Below are 24,958 nucleotides of genomic sequence, written 5' to 3' on the forward strand. Positions count from 1 at the left end.
ATTTATAGGCTCAATCGGAGCCCTCTGGTAGAGTCGTTTATGAGCCATTTTTCAGCCTCTTATTATAATAACCTAATGTTATTTTAAGCTTCTTTAAGGATTAGAGGTTTTAATATCAACTTAAAAATCTTTTATCTTGCTAAAATTCTTTTTAGATTACTTTAAATAGTTTAAATCTCTTATTCATGGATTTTAAGGCCTTCTGTTAAGTCGTCTATCCATATAAATGGAGTGCATTATCAGGGATCGACAAATTTATATGTCTGAAAGGAGAAATTTCAGAGCGATAGAGGCCAAATAAAGAAAAAATCCGCCATGTTAAAATCAGACCAAAATGGGATTGAAATAAAAATTCTCTAATTCAAAAAAAAGATAGCTAATCGGGTTAAAATCAGACCAAAATGGGATTGAAATTGATCCTGTTGTATTCTGTCCTGCTCAGACCGTACCGGTTAAAATCAGACCAAAATGGGATTGAAATGAAGATCGCTCTGAGCCTTTCGGGTTTCATGGCGTAGTTAAAATCAGACCAAAATGGGATTGAAATCTCCGTGGATTCTCCCTGGATGAGGAGGGCCAAGTTAAAATCAGACCAAAATGGGATTGAAATGCAACCTCACAGAGTACATCCGTGGAGTCTACGTGAAGGGTTAAAATCAGACCAAAATGGGATTGAAATCCCTCCTAATTTTCAATCTCATTTTTCCACCTCAGGGTTAAAATCAGACCAAAATGGGATTGAAATGTGGGGTCGTTCTGGTACTCCCTGTTGAACATCACAGTTAAAATCAGACCAAAATGGGATTGAAATCTTATACGTGCAATCTGGATTCCCCACTGTTTATCCCAGTGTTAAAATCAGACCAAAATGGGATTGAAATCACGAAGAGGCTCTTGACCAGGGCGAGGAGATACTCGTTAAAATCAGACCAAAATGGGATTGAAATCTTGGGGACTGCTGCAGATATCATCGCTACATCGTCGGTTAAAATCAGACCAAAATGGGATTGAAATTCATCACTACTTGTTGATGATGACTGTATGGTGTAAGTTAAAATCAGACCAAAATGGGATTGAAATTGACTATCACTTACCCAGCCAGAAGTCATTAAATTGCGTTAAAATCAGACCAAAATGGGATTGAAATCTGTCTCGTTGTCTGCAAGATCTCCGATGGACCAGATGGTTAAAATCAGACCAAAATGGGATTGAAATTAGCCCTAGCATCTTTGCTATGGCTATTACCCTGTTGTTAAAATCAGACCAAAATGGGATTGAAATGTACCTAATTGGCGTAGGTACTTTTTCATTCTTTGTTAAAATCAGACCAAAATGGGATTGAAATTATTCTGAACAACTTACAATTATCACAGTAGCGACGAGTTAAAATCAGACCAAAATGGGATTGAAATCAGGTCTTATAAATAGACCTTTTATTTTGGCCACGAGGTTAAAATCAGACCAAAATGGGATTGAAATACCTGAAGGTTTTGAAACAGAGCGGACTTCAGGTTAAAATCAGACCAAAATGGGATTGAAATCTTGTCTGTAGAACTCCATTCATTCGAAGTTCCACAGAGTTAAAATCAGACCAAAATGGGATTGAAATTCATCTAAGACGAACACTTTGACCTTCTTATTTTTGTTAAAATCAGACCAAAATGGGATTGAAATATCATTTAACCACCGTTCAAAGTCATTCAATAGAATGTTAAAATCAGACCAAAATGGGATTGAAATAGATCCTGGCACGAACTCCCAGTCCCAGGTCAAGTCGTTAAAATCAGACCAAAATGGGATTGAAATAATCATTTATAGAATCAGAACCCACTGCAGCTAACTGTTAAAATCAGACCAAAATGGGATTGAAATTACTGAAAAGAATCTGTCAAGCATTAAAGCTTTAAGGGGTTAAAATCAGACCAAAATGGGATTGAAATAAAAGGATTCGCAGCATACCGTACCAGTACAACCAGGTTAAAATCAGACCAAAATGGGATTGAAATTATTTTCACGTCTCTCACCTTCCTTTTTTCCTTCTATAGAGTTAAAATCAGACCAAAATGGGATTGAAATAAAGCTATTTTAGATAACTCTTTTGAGAAACTCTTTTCGGTTAAAATCAGACCAAAATGGGATTGAAATGGATCTCGGTTAGGTATGGCGGTTAGGTATGGGTTAAAATCAGACCAAAATGGGATTGAAATGAAATAGCGGCCATATCGTCCCAGAATTGGGAGTTAAAATCAGACCAAAATGGGATTGAAATGTCATAGTCAGTATCCCATTCAATCTTACCGATTCCTGAGTTAAAATCAGACCAAAATGGGATTGAAATTAGCGGTCGATTACGTCGGCTACTTTGTGCCACGCCGGTTAAAATCAGACCAAAATGGGATTGAAATCAGCAAAACCTGACAGGCAGGGGAGGATATCAATCCGTTAAAATCAGACCAAAATGGGATTGAAATGTGATGCTCCCCAGGAGGCCACAAGCCTCGATCGTCGGTTAAAATCAGACCAAAATGGGATTGAAATATTGAGGCGTCCTGGAAGTTATCCGCCACGACGGGGGTTAAAATCAGACCAAAATGGGATTGAAATTATAGGGGGGAGGGAGAATGACAAGGGAAACACAAGGGTTAAAATCAGACCAAAATGGGATTGAAATACATGGATATGTAGGCCGCACGTCTCGTTATCGCCGCGTTAAAATCAGACCAAAATGGGATTGAAATTTTATGTACAACGTTACTGACATATTTCTGTTCTTTTGTTAAAATCAGACCAAAATGGGATTGAAATCGGATCATATTCGTCCGTGGGTATGTCGGAGATATAGTTAAAATCAGACCAAAATGGGATTGAAATATAAGGATAGAAGAATCTGAATATATGGGGATAAAAGTTAAAATCAGACCAAAATGGGATTGAAATGGGATTTCACTCCCAGACCCCCCGTAGTTCTTCCGTTAAAATCAGACCAAAATGGGATTGAAATTGGAAGTCACCCTGGAAGTCACCCTGGAATAACTGGTTAAAATCAGACCAAAATGGGATTGAAATACGGCATAGAGGTAGAATATGATTTTTTAGGCGGAGATGTTAAAATCAGACCAAAATGGGATTGAAATTATACTTACACTTATCCAAAACGGAATAATAGCCTTTTGTTAAAATCAGACCAAAATGGGATTGAAATTGTAAACGTATTGTGGTGCGTTTAAAGGTGCCAGGTTAAAATCAGACCAAAATGGGATTGAAATTGGTATGGTGCCAGGCTATGCCACGCCCCGGATAGGGTTAAAATCAGACCAAAATGGGATTGAAATTTTTCATCACCTACTCAATCCAGATTTTTAGAAGCTTTGTTAAAATCAGACCAAAATGGGATTGAAATCCCATAGCGGCCGCAGCAGCCGCTAATTCACGGTACCGTTAAAATCAGACCAAAATGGGATTGAAATATTTTCTGTTTATTCTCCACCACTTCGATCACCTCTAGTTAAAATCAGACCAAAATGGGATTGAAATTTATAGTAGTGCTCATACACTACAAGACTTTTTTCTTTGTTAAAATCAGACCAAAATGGGATTGAAATCACTAAAAAGTACTGATGTAGCTCATCATGATACCTTTGGTTAAAATCAGACCAAAATGGGATTGAAATTCATATATATAATTTTCTATTATTTCCACCAATGCGTTAAAATCAGACCAAAATGGGATTGAAATCCTTCTGGCAGGAACGGAGTCCTGAACCAGTAATCCGTTAAAATCAGACCAAAATGGGATTGAAATTTGGGTGTTTTGAGGTGGTATAGTCCTCCTATGATGGTTAAAATCAGACCAAAATGGGATTGAAATTTGGGTGTTTTGAGGTGGTATAGTCCTCCTATGATGGTTAAAATCAGACCAAAATGAGATTGAAGTTATTGAGTATTTGATCATAGGTGGGTTGAATGTTAGAAATTTTAGTTGCTTTCCTGTTTATCATAGCTTACGTCTTAATTATTTCTTGCATAATGGGTATGATGATTGAATACATCAAGAAAAAAAGAGGTCTTAGATGATCATCCCCTTAAGGCCGATCAGTTCATGTAATCAAAAACGTCTTTTTATGAGCTGAACAGCACCAAAGAGGGCTGTGAGGACCAGCACTATAACTGCACCTGAAGATACGTTGAATATATATGAGATCCAGAGGCCTGCAAGGGCCGTGATTATACCTATAGCCGATGCCTTAACCATTATATCAGCCATATCTGAACTGAAATCCTTTGCAAGTGCTGCAGGGATCGTTAGGAGGGCCATCACAAGTATTATCCCGGCGGCCTTTATGAGAACCACAACGCTTATGGCAACAAGGACAAGGAGGTACAGGTAGAAGGCGTCGACAGGGACACCCAGAACCTCGGCGTACTCCTCATCAAAGCAGATGGCAACGAACTCCCTGTTGAACAGGAGGGCACTTGATATTATGATGAGGTCAAGCACCAGCATGGTCCAGAGGTCCCCGTTATCTACCATGAGTATGTTACCGAAGAGGTAGCTGAAGAGGTCCGGTGCATAGCCCGGGCTGAGGTTTATGAACAGTATACCCAGGGCCATCCCTGCGGACCAGAGCACCCCTATTGCAGTGTCCTCACTTATACGGGTCCTCCGTGTCACTGCACCCATCGTAAGGGCTGCAGCCACCGTGAAGGGTATGGCTGATGTGACCGGGTTCACCCCGAGGAGGTAGCCGAGGCCCACGCCACCAAAGGCTGCATGGGATATGCCGCCGCTTATTGACACTATCCTCTTTGTTACAACGTAGCTCCCAACTGTACCGCAGGCTATACTTACAAGTATGGCTGCGACGGCCGCGTTCCTCATGAACTGGTACTGCAGCAACTCCAGCAAGCCCATCACTCCTTTATTGGATCGTTCACGTCATAAGGATTCAGTATCTGTGATTCAGCTGATGTTGTCATCTTCTCATTGTACTCACAGATGCCGGGGATTATTCATCTGGATGTTCTTCAAGAACTCTATGGGGTATTCCATGTGCAAGTAACTCCACGGGACATCCGTAAGCATCATCAATGCATTTAAGGGCCTCCTCAACGGTTCCATGCACGAAAAGCCGGTGGTTGAGGCAGGCAACACTGTCCACATGCCGGGCCACGGTTCCTATGTCATGGGACACTATAACTATGGTCATTTCACCCCTCAGCTCATCGATTATCCTGTAGAACGAACCCCTGAATGCAGGGTCTACGCTTGCTGTTGGTTCATCAAGCAGCAGGAGGTCCGGTTCCCTTACGAGGGCCCTTGCAAGGAATACCCTCTGGAGTTCCCCGCCTGAGAGTTCGCCTATCTTCCGGTCCCTGTATTCCAGCATTCCGACCATTTCAAGGGCCCTGAGGGCCTTTTTTCTGTCATCATCTGTGGGTGCCTCGAATCTCCTGTAGGTTCCAATCAGAACCGTCTGGAGGACGTCGATGGGGAAGTCGGTTTCAAAGTGGCTCCTCTGGGGGAGGTAGCCAATCCTTGACCTCGCCTCCTCTGGCTTCATTCCAAGAACCCTGACTCTCCCTCTGCTTGGTTTGATCTGTCCTGTTACGAGTTTGAGGAGGGTTGTTTTACCGCCACCGTTTGGTCCGATAACTGCAAGTAGTTCACCCACTGGTACCCTGAAGTTTATGTTCCTGAGTATCTCCCTGCCATTGATACAGTAGCTCAGATCCTCCATTTCAATGGCGAACACCTTCATCTCCTCCAGTTAAGCCCTTTGCCCCATGTGAACATCTCATTCCCTCCTGAGGGCCTCTGCTATCGCCTCAATGTTTTTCATGTAGTTTCCACCGAGGGGATCCACCACAACGACCTCTGCGTCTATCTCACTGGCAATCAGCTCGGCGTTCTTTCTGCTGAACTGGGGTGATACCAGTATGACACTCACACCACCTTTTCTGGCCTCCTGGATTATCATGGAGAGTGTTCCTGGTCCCGGTTCCTTCCCCTCTCTCTCAATCGCCACCTGTTTTAATCCGTAGTCCCTGCAGAAGTAACCCCATGCGGGATGGTAAACAAGGATGCTCTCTCCTCTCCTCTTTTCAAGGGCCTTCCTGATCCTGAAGTCGAGGCCCCTGAGCTTTTCAGTGTAGAGGCCTGCGTTTTCCTGGTAGTATCTGCTGCCAGGGGGGTCGATTTCCTGCAGGCCCCTCAGGGTGTTGTTAACCATTATCATGGCGTTCCTGGGGGATGTCCATACGTGGGGGTCATAGGGGCTTTCGGCTGCATGATGGTTTTCTCCCTGGTTTGGGATTAATTCTATACCCCGTGAGGTGTTTATTATCCTCATCCGGGGGTTCATGCTCATTATCTTGTTGAGGTAGTGGTTTTCGAACTCGATTCCTGATCCCACTATGAAGTAGGCCCTGGCCTCTGAAACCTTCCTGAGGGTTTCGGGTTCTGGCTCATAGGTGTGTGGGTCGGCCCCCTCAGGTACGAGTACAACCACCTCTGCACGGTCACCGGCGATGGCCTCCACGAATTCCTTCTGGGGCATTATGGTCACAGCGACTGTGATGTTATCTCCACTGCTCCAGGGTGATGTTGTGGAGGTTATGAGGTACATGGCGGCCACCGAGACGACGGTTATAACTGCGATTAGACCTGGCTTCCACCTCTCCATCCAACCACCCTGTTAAGTTATGTCCACGCCACCATATAATAATTGTTAATATAGACGATAAAATTTAATAAATTTTAACATAAAATATATAAACATTTATTAAGATAGGATCTTCCATGGTGGTTGTCAGTGTTTCACTCAGTGAAAAGCTCCTGGAGGAGATAGACGCCCTGAGGGATGAGCTGGGATTTTCAGGGAGGTCAGACGTAATAAGGGTAGCTGCAAGGATGCTTATAGATGAGAAAAGGAATCTACGTGAATTTAATGGTGAAATAAATGCTGTGCTATTCCTCATCCACCCGAGGAGGGTGGAGGATCTGGTCACTAAAATAAAGCACGACTATGAGGATATAATAGGCACCCAGCTCCACAGCCACCTCAAGGATGGGAACTGCCTCGAGCTCTTCATAATTGAGGGTGAATCCGTAAGGGTCAGGGAACTTGCAGAGAGATTCCTTGCCTGCGGTAAAATGAAACACATAAAGCTTGTTACCTTCTGATGTGATCTGTCCGGATTATTCAGCTTTTTTGAGCATATAAGGCCTTCAACTTCTGATCTAAAGGGAGATTTCAGGGCCGGTATTCATGGCTGAATCCGGCATCATAGAGCTTCGATGCTTTGAAGTCTCCTGGTTCAAGCACCCTTCCTACAATGATCATGGCTGTCTTGCTTATACCCGCAGCCCTCACCCTTTCAGCTATATCAGAGAGTGTACCCCTCACAACCTCCTCATCCGGCCAGGATGCCCTCTTCACAACGGCCACGGGAGTATCCGGCGGGTAGTGGGTCATGAGTTTTTCTGCAACATCCCCTATCATATGAACACCCAGGAAGATGCACATGGTTGACCCGTGGACTGCAAGCTCCTCAAGATCCTCACCTGGAGGTACCGGTGTCCTTCCAGCGGGCCTTGTGATTATGACAGTCTGGGAGACCTCAGGGAGGGTCAGCTCAGTGTTCAGTGCGGCTGCAGCTGCAAAGACAGAACTCACACCAGGTATGATGGTGTAGGGTATGCTGTTTTTTTCAAGAACCCTTATCTGTTCCTTTATGGCCCCGTAGATTGAGGGGTCACCGGTGTGAACCCTTGCAACGGTCTTACCGGCCCTGCAGGCCTCCACCATTATATCTGTTATCTCCTCCAGGTCCATGTGTGCGCTGTTGTGGACCTCCGCATCTTCAGGCGCATATTCAAGTATATCCCTGTTTACAAGTGAACCTGCGTATATTACAACATCAGCCCTTCTGAGGGCGCGCACAGCCTTCAGTGTTATGAGTTCAGGGTCGCCTGGCCCTGCCCCCATGAATATGACACTTCCTGTTTTATCTGGAGTTCCCTTTCCACTCAGATTATCATCTCCTGATTATCTTTTTCCAGGGCCCATCATTTTTTTGGCCCCTGAGGGGCATTCCCTCATGCACTTCTCACAGGCACCGCAGGAGAATGGGTCAACCTCTGCAGTCACACCCCTCCTTATCGTCCCCATGGATAACCTCACGAGGGGGCAGACATCCATGCATATGAATCCGCATTCAGCTCCCCTGCAGACCTCCGGATCAACCTCTGCATGGGCACCCGGCACCCCCGCGGCCCTCTTGAAGGCCTCCCTTGTGAGGTAACCTGCCACATGCAGATGTGTATCCCCGAAGCGTGGATCCACCTCCATGGATGCCAGGCAGGGGTAGTTGTGGAATTTCTCTCCTGCAGCCACGTCCACCTCATCCAGGGGGACCCCCCTTATGTTCTCTGCGACATAGAAGGTGGAGCCACAGGGTGCGCTTCTTTTAACCTTCACCGACACCACCCTCTCATTTCCCTCCATTTCAACTTCAGGTTTACCGAACCTGGATGCGAAGGCATCGATGTGTGGGTCCCCGACGGGTTCAAGGGAACAGAAGGGTGTGGGAAAGATCGCACAATCCACCAGGGAGTCTATCTCTGATCTCAGACCATCAGGTAGCTGGCCGGGGGCATGTGATTCCACTATGATACCTCCTGACCCTGATTCAGCTGCTATCTCAGCTGCAACAAGGTTCAGGTCACCCCCAAGTCCAGCTGCAACTGTTAGATCTGCATCAGGGGTCCTGGACGGTAGGAGGGATGATGGGTCATCGAGGAAATCCCCGCCCTCCCCTGTGTAGTCGAAGACGGCCACAATCTGCGGGGCGAGGCCGTGAACTGCCATGGTGTTGACCACCCTGGCACCGTAATTCCCTGCGGTTACCATTATGATCCTCATCATGATACCTCTACCTGTAGAAGAGGAGATAGGCCACGACCATGAGGATCAGTGCCAGGACCACGCCGGTTATTGCCATGTTCCTGTCGCTTCCAAAGATTATGGGTATGGGGCCTATCATGACAACGCCGGCGGTCTTCACCTCACCCTTATCCTTTGACTGGGAGCCAGCTGTTATGGCCCCTCCGATGAAGGTTAAAAGTATACCCGCTACTATCAGAATTACTCCGGCTGTTATGAAGACTTCTCCTCTCATCTTATCCTCCACAGCATTATCTGTGGGAGGTTGTATTTATTGCTGATGTGTTCACCCACCTTTCAACCTATCAGTCTTCAGTGACTGGAATCCGGTATTCATATTCTCCTTCATGTCTTCTTTCGAGCAGTTCCATTTCAACCATCGTATCGAGGATTCCATCAGCAGGGATTCCTGTGAGGCTTTCTATTTCATCAGCGGATTTCCAGTCACTCCCTGCAAGCATATGGTGTATCCTGAAGCAGGATAGTATTCTCTCCCCTGCATCCGCCGCAACCACGGGTATCTCAATTTCACCCTTTATCCTTGAGGCCTCACGGGTGACGTTCTCCACTTCATCTTCAGGAACTACGCAGAGGGCTCTCAGCTCATTTCTGAGGAAAAATATTCCTCTTCTAATTGTTAAACTGTCTCTGCGGATCACAAGACCACCAATGTCTTCAATGTACTCCCTGAACTCATCGAACCTGTAATACCCTCCACAGAATACTATTATGCTGTACATGGATCCATGAGTTGTTCATACTTTTATTTAAATTTTTCCTATGATCTTGACTTGTGTGCTGCAGTTCCGGGGGCCTATCTGTTTATGCATCACCAATTCCGCGGCACAGGCGACAGGTATCAGGTAAGGAGATTAAATCAGGGATCTGAAGATGAGAATAGCAGGATATCATGTGCAAAATAAAAAAAGAATTAAATTTATGGGGTTAGAATCATGGCTTAACGTATTCCAGGGATACGCATTCCCAGGGCTGGGTTTCGGTGTTGATGGTGGCGTAGAGTTCCATATCAGGGTTCCTGAAGAGGTCCTCACAGCTGAAATCAAGGTCATCCGACACCTTAACAGGGTATATACGGCCCCGGTTGCTCCTTACAATTATTTCTCCTTCCCTGCTTATACCTATCACGAGCTGTTTTATTTCATCTGTCATTTCAAGTCCTCCACTATAAGGGTATGGTGAATCCTCTGGATAAGGTTCATGGAGGGGCACTTCATCTTCCTGGTTAGCCTGTTTTAGTCAGTTCATTTCTGTACTGAAAGACGGTACTCGTTCACCCCGTTCCTGCTTCTTACCTCCAGAAGCTCCATCTCCACCATCTCATGGAGAAGTCCCCCATCCACTCCAATTTCATCTTCAGCTGTCCAGGATGCTTCACCTGCAAGCTGGTCATAGACCCCCATGAGGGACTCAATCATATCTCTGGTTTCATCATCGGCATCAAGACCCTCCACCTCACCCTTTATTCTGCGGGCTGTTTCAGTGAGGGCATCCTCATCGCAGCGGGGAATTATGCAGAGAACCCTGACCTCGTTCCTCAGGAAATACTGACCGCGGTGGACACTGAATGTGTCCCTCTGTATTATGATACCGCCTGCATCCTCAATGAACTCCTCAAGTTCATGGAAGTTGTGGGGGCCTCCAGTGAAGACCACGAGGGAGTACATGTTACACTCTATGTAGATCAACCTATAATACACCAGCGTTAGTAATATTTATATAATAAAACTTATTAATAATTTCCATGGATTCAGAAGGTGTTGTGACAGCAGATACAGTAACCTGGCTCTTCTTCACACTCCTGCTGGCATCCGTGATGGTATCGATTGCCGGTGCAAGGCTTGAAGGTGTTTACTCAGATGAGAGGCTCCTTGAGATGAGGATACTCCTGGACGATGTGGCAGAGGCCGTTAACCTTGCCACTGCAGGCGGACCGGGTCATGAGGTGGTGGTGGAACTGCCAGAGCGCCTCAACCACACTGATGACTACAGGGTGCTGGTCAACTCAAGCGGGGTCTATGGCTGGGCAGACGGCCAGAGGGCCTTCTCCAGCATTTACCCGGTGCTTGTTGCTGATGGTTATGGCAGGACCCTGGTTTACCTTGAACCCGGTGGGAGGTACTCCATCAGGAACACGCCCCGGAATAACCGGACGGTTATCATGGTCTCAGGAGCGAGCTGAGGAGGGTGCCAGGTGCATACTTTCATATTTAATGATCCGGGGTCCGGCAGGGGTCAGGCTGCAGCAGAGTATATGATGCTGGCCGGCTTCTCACTGCTCCTGGCACTGATATTCGCAGGACAGATACAGTTACAGCTTGAACTGCTGGAGGCACACTCAGCTGCAAGGACCGGGGCATCTGAGGGTGCCTTCACCGACACCATCGCTGTGTACCCGGGTGTCACCTTTGATGAGTACCAGTCCCTGAAGCCGGAACTCCTTGAACCATCCAGTGTGAGGGTTGTGAGGGTTGAACTGATTGAAGATGGCTACAGCAGCACCTATGGGAGGAGAAAATTCCGTTTAAGGGCCTGGCTATCGGGTCCACCCATGAAACCATCACTGAGGGAGTCCATCTCTGACCGTGTTAACTTCTGCATCAGGAGATCCATTTCAAGGACCTTCGGCACAGAGAACCTCACAAACACCTACCATAACCCTGCCTTTTCAGATCACTATGTGTTCACAACATCAGAGGCCATCTGGGTGTAGTGAGATGACTGAATAGGATATAAGTGGTCAGTAACTGAGAGGACAAATCTAAAGGGATATAAGTGGCCAGTAACATAATTAATCTGTAATACTCCTCACCGGGGTTGCGGCTTATGATAACCGGTCACAGGGTTACTGGGGTGTATTGATGACCAAGACAAAGAAGGAAAAGCTGGATGATGTTCTATCTGCCTTTATGCAGGTGGGTCAGATAAGGGCTGCGGGTATTGTTTCAAAGGAGGGGCTGCTCATAAATGCAAGGACACCTCCGGATGTTGATGCAAGGATATTCTCAGCCCTCTGTTCAACGATAATGGGTGCTGCAGAGGCAGCTTCAGGTCAGATGAACACAGGAACTGTTTCTGAGATAACCGTGAGGACCGAGAAGGGGATAATCATACTCAAACCTGCAGGGGAGAAGGCCATATTCACGGCCCTGGCAGAACCAGAGGCCCAGCTCGGGCTTCTGCTATTTGAGATGGATTCACGTGCAGCACAGGTGGATGAAATCCTCAGGGAGATGTGAACATGCATAAGACATACATTCCGAAGCTCGACGACCTTCTGGGCGGCGGGGTGAAGGAGGGAGCCTCCATCATGTTCTCAGCATCCCCGGGTGTTGACTATGAGGCATTCGGTTACCAGATGCTAAACGGCCGCCTGGATGAGGGGACCAGCGGTTTCATATTCACAAATGTTGAGGAACCTGAGAGTATAATATATGAATTCAGATCCTATGGCTGGGATATAGAGTCACATATTGAAAATGGGAACCTTTTCTTTGTAGATGGTAGCTCACCATTCCTCGGGATGCCATCAGATCAGCGTTATACTGTTAATGACTACTCTGAGATAAAGGATGTTGTTCTTAACGCCATAAATGATATACCTGGCGGTGTTGGGATAATAAACAATCTCTCAGTCATTATAGACTACCTTGGCAACGGTGACACCCTTGAGATAGTTGAAGCCTGGAACAGGAAGGCCTCTGAACTGGATGTGAACCTCGTCTACCTCTTCACTGAGTGGGACTATGAACCTGAACTCATTGATAACCTCAGGGAGAGCATGGACTGTGTCGTGAATCTCAGGACCATCGAGGAGAGGGTCATCATCGGGCAGGGCTTCATGGTGGCCAATTCAGCGTGGTCAGAGCCCCCATCAACCATGGTACTCTTCTTTGTTGTCCAGCCAGGAGGCGTTAAGGTCTATGTACCGAAGATACTTGTAACAGGCCCCTACAACTCCGGGAAATCAAGCTTCGTCAGGGCAATAGCCACGAAGTCGGTCTCGGTGGACAGGAAGGCCCTCTCGGCATTTCCCACAACCATTGCAATGGACATAGGCCACCTTGAATATAAGGGCTTCATGGCGGATATCTTCGGGACCCCGGGCCAGGAGAGATTTGACATGATACTTGACGTACTCTCAAGGGAGGCTGTGGGCGCATTCATACTCATTGATTCAACTGCACCAGAGAGCTTCGCAAGGGCCAAGGAGATGATAAGGAAGACAAGGGCCGAAGCCATACCCAAGGTCGTTGTTGCAAACAAGCAGGACCTTCCGGGAGCCCTTTCACCTGAGGAGATAAGGGCGAGGATGAAACTCGGAGAGGACGTCCCCATAGTACCCGCCTCGGTGACAGAGGGGTGGGGTGTAAGGGAGGCCCTCGACACTCTCCTAGGACTTCTATATGGTGGTTGAATGATTGTCAGAATTCCTTCCGGGATAAGGGGCCTCGATGAACTCATGGGGGGCGCTTCAATACCTGAGAACACGGTTACCATGGTTTACGGTCCACCGAAGGTAGGTAAATCAATATTCGCCTACGGGTTTGCAGCCGGCGGGGCTGAGATGGATGAACCGTGCCTCTACATATCTGCAGATTACGGATTATCCGACCTGAAAAGGAATATGGCTGTACTTGGCATGGACCCTGAATCATACATGGAGAAGGAACTCCTCTATGTGATAGACGCCATATCCAGCATATCAGGTCCTTCAGCTGATGAGGGCAGCACATACTTCTCCTCATCGGTCCACAACCCCACAGATATTATGGTGAAGCTCGGGGTTGCCATAAGGAACATCACGAACCGTTACAGCATGTTCAGGTCGGTCCTTGACTCCCTCACAACCCTCATGGCCTTCAATGATGAGATGCTAATAGTCCGTGTTCTTACAGCCTACATAATGAGGATCAAGGAAGCCGGTGGAACAGCTGTGGTGACCTACACCGAGGGTTCGGCTGATCCGAAGGTGGAGACCATGCTCAAGGCTGTTGTTGATAACATAATACACCTCGATGGATCCGAACTTACAGTTGAGGCGATGGTGGGAACAGGCAGGGTCAGCGCCCCCTACACCATAGACGATTCAGGCATTAAGGTGGTCCACGAGGGATAACATGAGCGAAAACTACAGCACAGGTATAGTGGGTCTTGACGCTGTTCTCGGCGAACTTGAGCCAGGGCACCTGATGCTGTTAACAGGCCCCCCCAAGGTTGGTAAGACAGTACTTGCAACAGAGTTCACCTACCGGGCACTCCAGAGAGGGAACCCCTGCCTTTTCATAGCGGCTGAATACGGTTACAGGGATCTTCAGAGGAACACCATGGCCTTCAACTGGTTCATCCAGTCCCTCGCAGATAAACTTCATGTGATAGACCTCCCGACAGGTCTTGCAGGTGGTAAACCCCAGGACTCTGGAAACGTGAGGTACTCAGCCCTCCAGAACACAACTGACCTCATGGTGAAGGTGGGGATATCGACGAGGAGCCTCTACCAGGAGGAGGGCACCATGGTATCTGTGTTTGACTCAGCATCCATTCTACTGGCATTCAACCCCCCAAAACTTGTTCTGAGGGTCCTGAAGGCCTACAATGACCGTGTGAGGGACGCGGGCGGCATCGCACTTGTGACATACACAGAGGGTGTTGCTGATGAGGATATAGAGGAGGAGATACCCGGCCTCTTTGATGTGCACATCCAGATGGATGGATCCGTGATATCCGCTGTAATGGATGGTGAAAGGATGGAGGCACCCTACAGGATAACGGATCAGGGCATTACAGTGGGCTGATCACATGAAGGGCAACTGAACCCATCTTTATAATCACCCATATCAGGAAATACCGGGGTTTTCTGTCTCCCGGGGAGTATTTAAATCTGGACTGGCTATTACATCCGCCGGGAAATAGGTATTTAAATCTGGACCGAAATAATACTATTATATAAATCTCCGGGGCTATGATGATGATATTTGCTGTTCTGGGAATCTTTGATTTTCTCAGGGGTGAAGATGAGGGCGAATCACTTGAGAAGTATCTTCGAAAACTTGAGGATCTTCTGGAGGAAGAATTTGACACCCTTGTAAGGATAGCAGGATTCTACGCCGAGGAGGGTGATACCCGCGAGGCCCTTGATTACCTTGAAAGGGCCTACAGGGTGGCCTCTGAAATGAATGACGAGGAACTCATGGCCTTTGCCCTTGACTCCATGGGTGATGTCTACCTCAGTGATAGAAAGGTTAAGACCGCCATGGAATACTTCATGGAGGCCCTCAGAATCTACACATCAGTTAACTCACCTCTAAGGGCAGATCTAAGGGAGAAGATCAAGGAGGTTGAAAAGATCAGGGAGGCCATGGATATAGCCAGCATCAACAGGCTCCAGGAGGAGTCCGAATCCGGGATGCCGGAGGTTGACCTTGAGGTCATTGAACCCCTGCTTAACAGGCTGGTTGACAGTGTCCAGTCCCTAACACTCTATGAGTCAGGTTCCTATGAGGACTCAATCTCACAGATAAGGGAGGCCTACCAGATTGCCAGGGATATAGGTGACACATCCACTGAGGCATCACTCCAGCTAGTCCTTGGCCTTTATTCCCTTAAAAATGAGGACTTTGATGAGTCCCGGAGATACCTTAAAAAGGCTGAGGCGCTCTTCAGGAAAACAAATAATGAGCTTGGCCTTGCAGTAACCCTGGTACTCCTTGGAACCCTTGACTTCATAGGGAATAATGCTGATGGTGTTGCATCCAGTTTCAGGGCCGCAGTTGAGATACTCCAGAAGCTCGATGAGAAGGAACTGGAGTCAGTTACCCTTGAACTTCTGAACACATTATACAGTTTTTAGTGGCCCTGATGTTAGAAGGGGTCAAGTGGAAGTATAAATGCCAGGAGGACTCCAAGGAACCCGAAGAACATCCCTATGGACCACACTATCATGACGACCTTCTTCTCGGTCATCGGCCTTCTCAGTATCCACCTTATAAGTGAGTTGAAGCCCTCCGGGGGTGCTATGAGTTTACCATCCTCTGCAATTTCTGTGGGCCTGTGTCTGTGCCTCTCAACGACACCGGCACTGTAGAATTTCAGAATCCCATCTATGATGTTCGGCAGAAGGACTATGAGGGCTATTATCTTAACCCTCCCTATGAATGCAACCGATGCTATGCAGGCACCTATTATCAGTGTTCCAACATCACCAGGGAACACCCTTGAGGGGTACCTGTTGTACATGAGGAATGCCAGGAGGGCCCCCAGCATGGCCATGGTTATTATTGAGACATCATACTTGCCCATTATTATACATGAGGCTGTGAGGGCTGTCATTGCAATTGAACCGAGCCCTGATTCGATACCATTCAGCCCCGCCAGCATGTTGGTCAGGTTTGAAGCTATTGAAACGGCTACCGGCATCATGATCATGTAGAGTATCCCGACCTTCGGAGGGGCAACCCAGATTATGGGAAGACCCGCAAGGAAGAGCAGGAAGAGTTTTTCACGTGACGAGAGCCTCACAAGGTCGTCCACCATTCCAACAACGCCGACAAGGAGTATGACAAGGAGTGTCACCATGAGCTCGTACTGGAGTTCAGGGAAGCAGCACATACCTATGAACATCCCTATCGTGAAGCCGAAGAGTATCCCGATACCACCCATCTCAGCCACTATGGGCTTTGAGATTTTGTGTATGTCATTACCGACAACATTGGCCTCCTTCAGCTTATTTATGAGGCGTGGCATCACCGTGTAGGTGGATGTGAAGGCTATTATGCAGCATATCAGTGACACGAGTAGCACAGATGAATATTCAAGGGTAAGTTTCAGAACCATGGAAATCACCATAAACATAATCTGGCATGTGATGTGGCGGATTATAGTTTTTCATTAAAACCATATGGTTTATACATTTTTGGTTTTCATCAGCCGTTCTTCAGAGGATCATAAGGTGATCCATTTTAACGTAACATTTGCTCTTTAGTCAGCCGTTCTTCAGAATGTAGTAGACTGTTCTGAGGGGTATACCAAGGTCCTTTGAGATCTTCCTTGCAGGCATACCATTCCTGGCCATCTCACGGACCCTGAGACGGGTGTTCCTGTCATACTTCCTCTTCTTACCCCTCTTGAGTTTGATGTCACCCTTGAGGTAGTATACCGTTTTGAGGGGTATGTTCGTAATCCCGGAAATCTGCTTTGGAGTTTTACCCTCCTTCAGGAGGCTCTGAACCAGCTTAACATCCTTATCTGTGTACTTCCGCGGTCTTCCTATTCTCTTCACAGGTCTCACATTAACTCCAAGTTCCTCAAGGGCATCAAGGTACCTTCTTGAGGTCCGGTGATAGATACTTATTGGGCAGGTGATCTCCTTGAGGTCAGAGTTCTTCTCAAGGAGTTCTATTATCCTCCTTGAGGTCAGCGGCTGATTCACGTGAATTTTCTCTGCCATGTGATCAATCACCTTTTATGAGATTTAGGAACATCTTTGCACGGTCCGTTGAGGGTTTACCAAGGTTCTCTATGTTCCTCTTCTCCTCAACAACCTCATCCACACTGACATGGAAGATCTCAGCGCAGGTTTCAATGTCAGCTTCACCCTCCATGTGGAGCACAGCGGCACCGAAGGCGAGTGGGTTCGGTTTCATGTGCAGCCCCTTCATCTTATCCTCGATCTCAAACTTCTTAAGGAGAACATCCCCGAGTTTATCGATGTAGACCATTCCCCCCTCCCAGCATGTATTGAGCAGATCCACAGCGTCCCTGCTGAGCTCATCGAAGGTCCTCACCTGGCTCCTGTCAAGGACCGGCCGCAGGTTCGGGAAGGGTCCTGAGTGCTTTGACCTTCTGTCCAGTGATGTGCCTAGGTAGTAGAGGGCAACGTCCCAGAGGACGAGGTTCACGGGAACATCCCTGAAGAGCTCCCGCTTAACCTCCTCCATCACCTCAAGGTCCTCCCTGAGTTCCCGGTTCAACCTGCCCCTGGCGTCCCCGAGACCTGCCTCATGAAGCAGAGCGTGCATCTTCTGGACCCTCACCTCCTGCAGTTCCTCCTCTGAGAGCCTCAGATCAGGTGAATAGGTCCTGGCCTCGAAAAGTATCCTCCTGTATCTCTTCACGGCATCATAGTCCCGCAGCTTCTCAGTGTAGACCCTCTCCTTTATATCCATTATTATGTCATGTGACAGGCCGGCGTATCCCAGGGCCAGGGCAGTCCTGGTGTAGCGATCATTTATTATGCTGGATTTCTTCCTGTGGAACTGTATCAGTTCTATCCTCACGTTTGGACCGTACCTCTGCCTCAGCATCCTCTCATAGTCGTCATCGTCACTGTCAATGGTTATGCGCCTTCTTATCCACCTCCCATCCTCAAGGACCTTTATCACGAGGGTGGCTGATCTCACAGCCCCCTTCTTCTCGTTCTTGAAGAGCCTCATTATCTTCTTGAAGGCCTTCCTGGCCCAGAGGCTCAGCTCTGACATCTTGACCATGTAGTCACCTGAGAGGGGGAGGTGGGGTATTATTTCAGGCCTGCAGATGGCAGATCCGCTGAATTCAATCTCCATCATACCTGAGCCACAGGGGCACATCACACCATCCAGGACGTCCTGGTATTCAACCTCAGAAAGCCGGAGGGACCTTGAGCAGTCAGGGCACCGCAGGAGGGCGTACTCCTCAAGGTTTCCGAGGGCTATCCTGTGAGATGAGATGGCGGAGTTCACCCTGTCAAGGAGGTTCTTCTTTGTAGAGGCCTTCATCCGGAAGTACTGGGCGTGCCTTTTAATATCATGGACGTCCTCAGCGATTTCAGGGGAGTACTGACTGCTGTACCCTGATATTGACCTGAAGGGATACTTAAATCCCCTCAGCTCCATGGCCTCCTTGAGATCCTGAAGTTCCTCGAGGTTCCCTCTCAGGTAGGTGTACAGGTCAATGAATCCTTCCACGGACTTTAAATCATCCAGTGAAACCTTCCTGTCCTTTATGCTCTCAAGGAACCTCTCTGACCTTGCAATGAGACCTGATTCATTCATTTATCATTCTCCAGACACAGGGTACAGGGCCTTCCACTCACCTTATCCTTTCCCCGACTTCGGCGTCCCCGGGGTCGAGCAGGTTGAGGGATTCTCCTGTTGCAAGGACCATGCCCTCTGACTTCACACCGAAGAGTTTCGCAGGTTTGAGGTTCACAAGCACTGTAACCTTCCTCTCAACAAGGTCTTCAGGGCTGTATTTCTCTGCAAGTCCTGCAACAACCTGCATCTCCCTCTCACCCACGTCTATCATGAGCTTCAGGAGTTTGTCTGATCCCTCTATTCGTTCGGCTGACCTTACCACGCCAACCCTTATGTCCATACTTGCGAAGTCGTCGATTGTCACGGTTTCCACTTCATCATCCTCCTCAATGAGTTTTGCTTTCTCATCCTCAATTGCCTCATCAGGTATCTTGGAGAAGAGGGGCTTCGCCCTCTCTATCACCTGTCCCTCTTCGAGTTCATGGAATCCCCAGGGTTCATCCTCCAGGTTCATGATGGAGAGTATCCTGCCTGCTGCTGATGGCATGAAGGGCCTCAGGAGTTTCCCGAGGTTGGCTGCCAGGAGATTGCAGAGGTGGAGGCAGGTTGAGGCCCTGGCGGGTGACTCCTTAACGGCCTTCCAGGGTTCCTGGTCATTGAAGTACTTGTTACCCATCTTGGCAAGTTTGATTATGTGCATCAGGGCATCCCTGAACTGGAATTTATCCAGGAGTTCACCGACGGTGTCATGGGCGGTCCTGATTGATTCAAGGAATTCACGGTCCTCAGCTGTAAGTTCACATGCAGCCGGGACCCTCCCGTCAAAGAACCTACCCGTGAATGAGAAGGTCCTGTGGAGGAAGTTCCCGAGGACATCGGCCAGTTCATCGTTGACCCTCCTCTGGAAGTCATCCCATGAGAAGTCAGTGTCCCTGGTGAGTGGTGCGTTGACGGTGAGGTAGTACCTGAGGAGGTCCCTGTCAAACCTTTCAAGGAAGTCTGATGTCCAGACCACCCAGTTTTTACTGGTGGACATCTTCTGGCCCTCAAGTGAGAGGTATTCACCGGCTATTATGTTTTCAGGGGTCCTGCAGCCATAGGCCATGAGGAGGGCTGGCCAGAATATGGCGTGGTGGTATATTATGTCCTTTCCGATGAAGTGGAGGGCGCCGGAGTCCCAGTATTCCCTCCAGTCCCTCCCGGTTTTTTTGCTCCAGGCGGCTGCAGATGAGATGTAGCCAAGGAAGGCCTCACCCCACACGTATATGATCTTACCATCGTTCCCCTCCAGGGGTACCGGGACACCCCAATCCATGTCCCTTGTGAGTATCCAGTCCTTCAGGCCCTCGCGGAGCCACTGGATGGCGTAGTTCCTCACATTTGATGGCATCTCTGAGCCCTCGATCCACTCCCTGATTTCATCCTGGAACTGGCTCAGGCGGAAGAAATAGTGCCGGGAGTCCCTGACCTCTGGCTCTGACCCGCAGACCATGCAGCGCGGATCCTCAAGCTGGAGCGGCTCAAGGTGCCTTCCGCAGCCCTCGCAGTGGTCTCCACGTGCGCCCTCACTTCCACAGTAGGGGCATGTGCCCTCAACGTACCTGTCCGGGAGGAATCGCTGGCAGTCCCCACAGTAGAGCTGTTTTATGTCCTTCTCATATATGAAGCCCTTCTCGTAGAGTTTAAGGAAGAATTTCTGGGCTATCTCGTGGTGGAGCTCATCTGTGGTCCTGGTGAAGCTGTCAAAGGATATGTCACACCTCTCAAGGTCCCCCCTTATCATCTCATGGTAGCGGGTGGCGACCTCCAGGGGGGTCCTGCCCTCGGCCTCTGCCTTCACGGCTATGGGAGTCCCGTGTTCATCGGTGGCGCAGACGAAGAGGACGTCATCGCCCCTGAGTCTCCGGTACCTCGCATATATGTCTGCAGGTATGTAGGTTGACCTCAGATGACCGAGATGCGTGGGGCCGTTGGCATATGGAAGTGCGCAGGTGATAAATACTTTACTCAACTCAAACTCCTCCTTGAATCATGAACCAGATCAGAATAAGACGGGTCGATTTAAGGCAATTAAATCCAGTTTAATTTACGGTTTACTTCTATATAAATTTATTTGAGTCCATGTCTTGCGGTCATAATCAGGGCAACATGCCCCTGAGGTACTGGATTCAGGGGAACTGCAACCTCAAGGCCAGATCAGCATGCCCAAAACTGCGCTTCGATGTGATGGGACACTTCGATACCTTTATGGGTCAACCGGTATAAGATTTAAACATGGTATCTTCACTCTTCATAAACCCCTTCTCAGAGGATGCCAGGGAAATCGTGAGGAAATACGGATCACTGGACACCATAGCCGATACAAGGGATGAGCTCCTTGAGATAGGGAGGCGCACACGCGGACAGAACCTTGCAGACAATTCTCTCCTCCCGGGCAGCATAGCTGAACTTGCAGTTAAACGCCTGGAATGGTACCTCAGGAGACAGAGGAAGGACTTCAACCACAGGGACTACGCCTACCTGATGAACCCTGAGATTGAGGAGTACGATGTGCTGGCCTTCTATATCCTTGCCCAGGCAGCAGGTGCTGGATTCATGAAGGCCTCAAGGGAGGCGAGGCTGGTGGTTGAGTCTGCAGGGGCCATGGTGGAGGACCGCCTCAACGTCCTCGGGAGTGAAAGGGAGGATATCATAGCTGATGTTCTCTATGAACTGGGCTCAGAGGGCCTCAGGTGGACGGAGCTGGCCGACCTCCTGGGTTCAGGGAAACTGAAGCTCACAGACCTCATCCTCAACAGGGGGAGGGTCATAATAGACCGGGACGAATTCATAACGAGCTTCCAGGACATTATAAGGGACAGGAGTCCTGACAGGCTCTACGACATCCTCGTAGGTCTTGAGGTCAGGGAGACGATGATATCCCGCATGATAATGCAGAGGACAGAGGAGTACATAGGGAGGGTCAGGGAGATGAGTTCAACGGTGGAGGTCCACCCCATCATACTTGAAACAGCAGAAAGGATAAGGGAGACCGTTGAGAGGATAATGTCATTCACAGGGGGTCCTGTTAAATCTGCAAGACCCGGTAAGCTTGTCCCGGAGGCCTTCCCGCCATGCATAAGGGGGACACTGGATGGGGTTAAGTCCGGTAACAGGAACGACGCCATAGTGCTCCTTCTAACTTCCTTCATATCCTATGCACGCCTATACCCATCGGTCTTCAGGGACAGGACCCCCATGAAGGTCTCTGACCTTGACCCCGACCTCAGGATAACCCTGGGGGAGATCCTGCCGGTGATCTATGATGCTGCTGATAGATGCGAACCACCCCTCTTTGAGGACGATCCACAGGAGAAACTGAACATAACTGCAAAGCTGGGCTTCGGTGTCCATGACATGCCTGAACTGGAAAATGAGGGCGAAAGCAAATGGTACACACCCATGAGCTGTGAGAAGATCAAAATACACCTCCCGGACCTCTGCAGACCTGATAAACTCTGCAGCAGCATCTCCAATCCACTGACCTACTACAACAGGAAGAGGTGGAAGCTCAGATCAAGGGGGGAGAAGGAGGAATGATGCATGTTCGAACCGGCAACACCCCTTGAGAGGAAGAGGTACTACCGTGAGGAATGGAATGTCAGGGACCTCCCTGACTTCATAGCTGATAACCTCCATATGAGGGAATTCGGGTTCGACCACAATGGAAGGGGACCCAGTGACAGGTACAGGACCTTCAGGGATGAGAGGAGCCTGTCAAGGTTCATGAGGGTCCGTTACCCATTCGCAGCCTACTCCTCGGTGGCGTTCTACAGGGAACCTGGAAAGAGGAAGGGGTGGCAGCGGTCCGAACTCATATTCGATGTTGATGCCAAGGACCTTCCTGTGAGGTCATGTGACTGTGAGGGGGTATGCCCCACATGCCTTGATGAGGCAAGGGAACTGGTCCTCATGATGGTTGACACCCTGAGGGGGGACCTGGGCCTGGACGACATCCATGTCATATACTCTGGGAGGGGCTACCATGTTAGGGTCCTCGACCCTGAGGTCATGGAACTCGGCTCGGAGGTGAGGGCTGAGATACTGAGGTACACCGCGGGTGCAAGGGAGCCGCGGAGGAAGTTTACCGATGGGGTATCATCCTATGAAATGGAGCACTTCTCCATACCACTGGGATATCACAGGGTATTCACGGAGAGGGCAAGACATGTGCTTCTTCACCTGAGGGGTGATGAGGATATCGAGGATGTCACCGCGAGGACAGTTAAGACTGCAGTCAGGAACAGGGACCTCATCCTTGAGGACAGGTGGGGGGAGTTCAGGTCAGTGATCGGTCCCAGGGTTTACCCGAGACTTGTTAAGGGGATATCGAAGATTAACATGAGGATGCTTGATGCCAAGGTGACCATTGACCTCAAGAGGATACTGAGACTCCCAACATCACTGCACTCAAAGGTCAGCATGATCTGCATGGAGGTTAAAAATCCCGAGACCTTTGACCCCCTTAAGAGCGCTGTCCCAAGGTTTGTGGAGGAGAGGGGATAGGTCAGTAGATAATAGGTGGTTAAGGGATCATCTTTCAAGGGCCTTCCAGGGGTTCAGGAATGCATCCATGAACTCCAGAAATTCCTTTTCAGCTTCTCCGATTAAATCATCAAGGAGATCAACACTGAAGCCCCTCCTGATCTCCACCCCTATGTGTTTACCCATCCTCAGCCTGTCCGGATTTGAAAGCAGGTCCCTCAGATATGAAACTGCGGATCTGTGCCTCCTGGGGGATTCGATGGTGAGCCTGGATCCCTCAACCCAGACCCTCTCATGCTTCCTGAGGAATCTTTCCCTGTGGCGCCGGGACCATACAGGGGGACCATACCTCTTCCGGTAGGAGGGGAGCTCCCATACATCCATCTCAAGGACCATAAATGCCGACCTGCTCTCATCACTCCAGTAGTCAGCTCCCAGGACAGAGAAACCCTCCGCCTCAAGGTTCTTAACCACAGAATCAAGGGTCTTCCTCAGCTGGGGGTAGAGGGCATCTGAGGGTACATCCGGGACTCCCGTTGAGATGACGATGACCCTGGAACCCCTGCATCTGAGGGTCCCGGTTATTTCAGCGGCATCTGTGGAGTAGCTGGGGGGTTGAAAATACTCTGGGCCCGGGTTTCCCAGGAAGTTCAGGGATGCGGTTACAAATTCAGCCATCCTCTGGAGTGTCAGGGCCGCTGCAACGTTTCTTTTTTTATCAACAGGGTCAACCACCACCAGGGGATCCTCGAATCCCTTGCCTGTCCCGTGGCCCTCAAGGTCTATTATGTATCCGGGTCTCCACTGAAGGGCGCCCTCGAGGACTCCCTCAAAGTCGCCGTAGCAGAGCACCAGCAGCTCGGCAAGGTAGCCTGCGAAGCCACCAACACGGAACTCTGAACCATAGGTCCCTGTTGACTTCATGAACTGCTTAAGGAGGAGCACATCATCCTTCTGCTCATCCCTGAGGTTCTCCTGTATGTACCTTGTGTGGAGTATGGTCCGATCAACGGCCGACCTTAGCATGGATGCATCATCTATCCGGTAGCAGGGGACAAAGTCCACCTCATAGCCGTCAATGTAACCTGTTACATAGGGGTGGGATGCGTATCTCTCCTCGGCTTCCCCACCGAACCTCTCTATGCATCCATAGCCGAGTCTGAGGCCCTTCTCCTTGAGCTCATCCTCGGAGGTCGTGAGGGGAAAGTGTATGAATATGTCAATGTCTGCAGCACCTGAAAGCCAGGTCCCCTTGGCAACTGAACCCACGAGGACGGCCTCGGCGTCTATTCCCTGTTCCTCTGCGAGTCCATTCAGGCACTCAACGAGACTATCTGATAGTTCCATGACCCTCCGGTATTCATCACCGTCGGGTTTTATGGTTTTGAGTATGTTGCTGTAGTCTGTGGTCATAAATCATCATCACCGTCGGGTTTTATGGTTTTGAGTATGTTGCTGCAG

The 24,958-nt window shown here is 48.9% G+C and carries 25 protein-coding genes and 1 CRISPR repeat array; of the genes, 11 read left to right on the plus strand and 14 right to left on the minus strand.

Features of this window, described 5'->3' with window-relative positions; translation table 11 throughout:
* Positions 1–317: 317 nt before the first annotated feature.
* A CRISPR array of direct repeats spans positions 318–3,934; the repeat unit is 30 nt; unit sequence GTTAAAATCAGACCAAAATGGGATTGAAAT.
* A gap of 171 nt (positions 3,935–4,105) precedes the next feature.
* The 3 genes from C7452_RS03820 to C7452_RS03830 form a co-directional block, all read right to left on the minus strand.
* Positions 4,106–4,912 (minus strand): metal ABC transporter permease, encoded by an 807-nt coding sequence (locus C7452_RS03820; RefSeq protein WP_048175397.1) that lies wholly within the window; start codon positions 4,910–4,912, stop codon positions 4,106–4,108.
* A 94-nt stretch (positions 4,913–5,006) separates the two neighbouring features.
* Positions 5,007–5,759, minus strand: coding sequence for a metal ABC transporter ATP-binding protein (locus C7452_RS03825; RefSeq protein WP_084126138.1), 753 nt, complete (start codon positions 5,757–5,759; stop codon positions 5,007–5,009).
* Between the two features lie 36 nt (positions 5,760–5,795).
* Positions 5,796–6,683 (minus strand): metal ABC transporter solute-binding protein, Zn/Mn family, encoded by an 888-nt coding sequence (locus tag C7452_RS03830; RefSeq protein WP_115892255.1) that lies wholly within the window; start codon positions 6,681–6,683, stop codon positions 5,796–5,798.
* Positions 6,684–6,799: 116 nt separating this feature from the next.
* Here C7452_RS03830 and C7452_RS03835 point away from each other — a divergent pair, with 116 nt between their 5' ends.
* The gene (locus tag C7452_RS03835) at positions 6,800–7,183 is read left to right on the plus strand and encodes a CopG family ribbon-helix-helix protein (protein WP_115892256.1); all 384 of its coding nucleotides are present in this window, start codon (positions 6,800–6,802) and stop codon (positions 7,181–7,183) included.
* Between the two features lie 70 nt (positions 7,184–7,253).
* On the opposite strand, the gene cobM is transcribed toward C7452_RS03835, so the two are convergent.
* The 6 genes from cobM to C7452_RS03865 all read right to left on the minus strand — a co-directional run bounded on the left by cobM (position 7,254) and on the right by C7452_RS03865 (position 10,651).
* Positions 7,254–7,988: a precorrin-4 C(11)-methyltransferase gene (gene cobM, locus C7452_RS03840; protein ID WP_048175394.1), complete on the minus strand. Its 735-nt coding sequence runs from the start codon at positions 7,986–7,988 to the stop codon at positions 7,254–7,256.
* A 60-nt stretch (positions 7,989–8,048) separates the two neighbouring features.
* Complete coding sequence (locus tag C7452_RS03845; RefSeq protein WP_115892257.1) at positions 8,049–8,927, minus strand: DUF166 domain-containing protein; 879 nt, start codon at positions 8,925–8,927, stop codon at positions 8,049–8,051.
* 7 nt (positions 8,928–8,934) lie between these two features.
* Complete coding sequence (locus C7452_RS03850) at positions 8,935–9,180, minus strand: TIGR00304 family membrane protein (protein WP_048175393.1); 246 nt, start codon at positions 9,178–9,180, stop codon at positions 8,935–8,937.
* Between the two features lie 70 nt (positions 9,181–9,250).
* The gene (locus C7452_RS03855; RefSeq protein WP_115892258.1) at positions 9,251–9,685 is read right to left on the minus strand and encodes a methyl-coenzyme M reductase family protein; all 435 of its coding nucleotides are present in this window, start codon (positions 9,683–9,685) and stop codon (positions 9,251–9,253) included.
* 211 nt (positions 9,686–9,896) lie between these two features.
* Positions 9,897–10,115 (minus strand): hypothetical protein, encoded by a 219-nt coding sequence (locus C7452_RS03860; RefSeq protein WP_048175391.1) that lies wholly within the window; start codon positions 10,113–10,115, stop codon positions 9,897–9,899.
* A gap of 92 nt (positions 10,116–10,207) precedes the next feature.
* Entirely contained in the window at positions 10,208–10,651 is a 444-nt protein-coding gene (locus tag C7452_RS03865; RefSeq protein WP_245942816.1) for a methyl-coenzyme M reductase family protein, read from the minus strand.
* Positions 10,652–10,707: 56 nt separating this feature from the next.
* Here C7452_RS03865 and C7452_RS03870 point away from each other — a divergent pair, with 56 nt between their 5' ends.
* From C7452_RS03870 to C7452_RS03900, 7 genes are all read left to right on the plus strand, one after another.
* Positions 10,708–11,145 carry a hypothetical protein gene (locus tag C7452_RS03870; RefSeq protein ID WP_115892260.1) on the plus strand — a complete coding sequence of 146 codons (438 nt, stop codon included), beginning with the start codon at positions 10,708–10,710 and terminating at the stop codon, positions 11,143–11,145.
* A 12-nt stretch (positions 11,146–11,157) separates the two neighbouring features.
* On the plus strand, positions 11,158–11,676 hold the full coding sequence (locus tag C7452_RS03875; RefSeq protein ID WP_245942817.1) for a hypothetical protein: 519 nt from the start codon (positions 11,158–11,160) through the stop codon (positions 11,674–11,676).
* A gap of 148 nt (positions 11,677–11,824) precedes the next feature.
* Positions 11,825–12,202: a roadblock/LC7 domain-containing protein gene (locus tag C7452_RS03880; RefSeq protein ID WP_048060853.1), complete on the plus strand. Its 378-nt coding sequence runs from the start codon at positions 11,825–11,827 to the stop codon at positions 12,200–12,202.
* A gap of 2 nt (positions 12,203–12,204) precedes the next feature.
* Positions 12,205–13,380, plus strand: coding sequence for an ATPase domain-containing protein (locus tag C7452_RS03885; RefSeq protein ID WP_115892261.1), 1,176 nt, complete (start codon positions 12,205–12,207; stop codon positions 13,378–13,380).
* On the plus strand, positions 13,381–14,082 hold the full coding sequence (locus C7452_RS03890) for an RAD55 family ATPase (protein ID WP_115892262.1): 702 nt from the start codon (positions 13,381–13,383) through the stop codon (positions 14,080–14,082).
* Position 14,083: 1 nt separating this feature from the next.
* Positions 14,084–14,758: an RAD55 family ATPase gene (locus C7452_RS03895; RefSeq protein WP_115892263.1), complete on the plus strand. Its 675-nt coding sequence runs from the start codon at positions 14,084–14,086 to the stop codon at positions 14,756–14,758.
* A 170-nt stretch (positions 14,759–14,928) separates the two neighbouring features.
* Positions 14,929–15,813: a tetratricopeptide repeat protein gene (locus C7452_RS03900; protein ID WP_245942818.1), complete on the plus strand. Its 885-nt coding sequence runs from the start codon at positions 14,929–14,931 to the stop codon at positions 15,811–15,813.
* A gap of 11 nt (positions 15,814–15,824) precedes the next feature.
* Here the strand turns inward: C7452_RS03900 and C7452_RS03905 are convergent, their stop codons facing one another.
* The 4 genes from C7452_RS03905 to metG all read right to left on the minus strand — a co-directional run bounded on the left by C7452_RS03905 (position 15,825) and on the right by metG (position 20,984).
* A complete protein-coding gene (locus C7452_RS03905; RefSeq protein ID WP_115892265.1) occupies positions 15,825–16,796 on the minus strand; it encodes an MraY family glycosyltransferase in 972 nt (323 codons plus the stop codon).
* A gap of 148 nt (positions 16,797–16,944) precedes the next feature.
* Positions 16,945–17,409 carry a DUF1699 family protein gene (locus C7452_RS03910; RefSeq protein ID WP_115892266.1) on the minus strand — a complete coding sequence of 155 codons (465 nt, stop codon included), beginning with the start codon at positions 17,407–17,409 and terminating at the stop codon, positions 16,945–16,947.
* Positions 17,410–17,413: 4 nt separating this feature from the next.
* On the minus strand, positions 17,414–18,991 hold the full coding sequence (locus C7452_RS03915; RefSeq protein ID WP_115892267.1) for a DUF530 domain-containing protein: 1,578 nt from the start codon (positions 18,989–18,991) through the stop codon (positions 17,414–17,416).
* Between the two features lie 37 nt (positions 18,992–19,028).
* Positions 19,029–20,984: a methionine--tRNA ligase gene (gene metG, locus C7452_RS03920; protein ID WP_115892268.1), complete on the minus strand. Its 1,956-nt coding sequence runs from the start codon at positions 20,982–20,984 to the stop codon at positions 19,029–19,031.
* A gap of 110 nt (positions 20,985–21,094) precedes the next feature.
* On the opposite strand from metG, the gene C7452_RS09070 reads away from it, so the two are divergent.
* Genes C7452_RS09070 through priS form a run of 3 tightly spaced genes read left to right on the plus strand, consistent with a single transcriptional unit; the run spans position 21,095 to position 23,518 of the window.
* Complete coding sequence (locus C7452_RS09070; RefSeq protein WP_170130281.1) at positions 21,095–21,238, plus strand: hypothetical protein; 144 nt, start codon at positions 21,095–21,097, stop codon at positions 21,236–21,238.
* Between the two features lie 9 nt (positions 21,239–21,247).
* Complete coding sequence (locus C7452_RS03925) at positions 21,248–22,552, plus strand: DNA primase (RefSeq protein ID WP_115892269.1); 1,305 nt, start codon at positions 21,248–21,250, stop codon at positions 22,550–22,552.
* Positions 22,553–22,555: 3 nt separating this feature from the next.
* On the plus strand, positions 22,556–23,518 hold the full coding sequence (gene priS, locus C7452_RS03930) for a DNA primase catalytic subunit PriS (RefSeq protein WP_048175379.1): 963 nt from the start codon (positions 22,556–22,558) through the stop codon (positions 23,516–23,518).
* A gap of 27 nt (positions 23,519–23,545) precedes the next feature.
* Here the strand turns inward: priS and cca are convergent, their stop codons facing one another.
* Positions 23,546–24,910 (minus strand): CCA tRNA nucleotidyltransferase, encoded by a 1,365-nt coding sequence (cca, locus tag C7452_RS03935; protein WP_115892270.1) that lies wholly within the window; start codon positions 24,908–24,910, stop codon positions 23,546–23,548.
* Positions 24,911–24,958 lie beyond the last annotated feature (48 nt).

This window comes from Methanothermobacter defluvii (assembly GCF_003385755.1).
Lineage (GTDB): Archaea > Methanobacteriota > Methanobacteria > Methanobacteriales > Methanothermobacteraceae > Methanothermobacter > Methanothermobacter thermautotrophicus.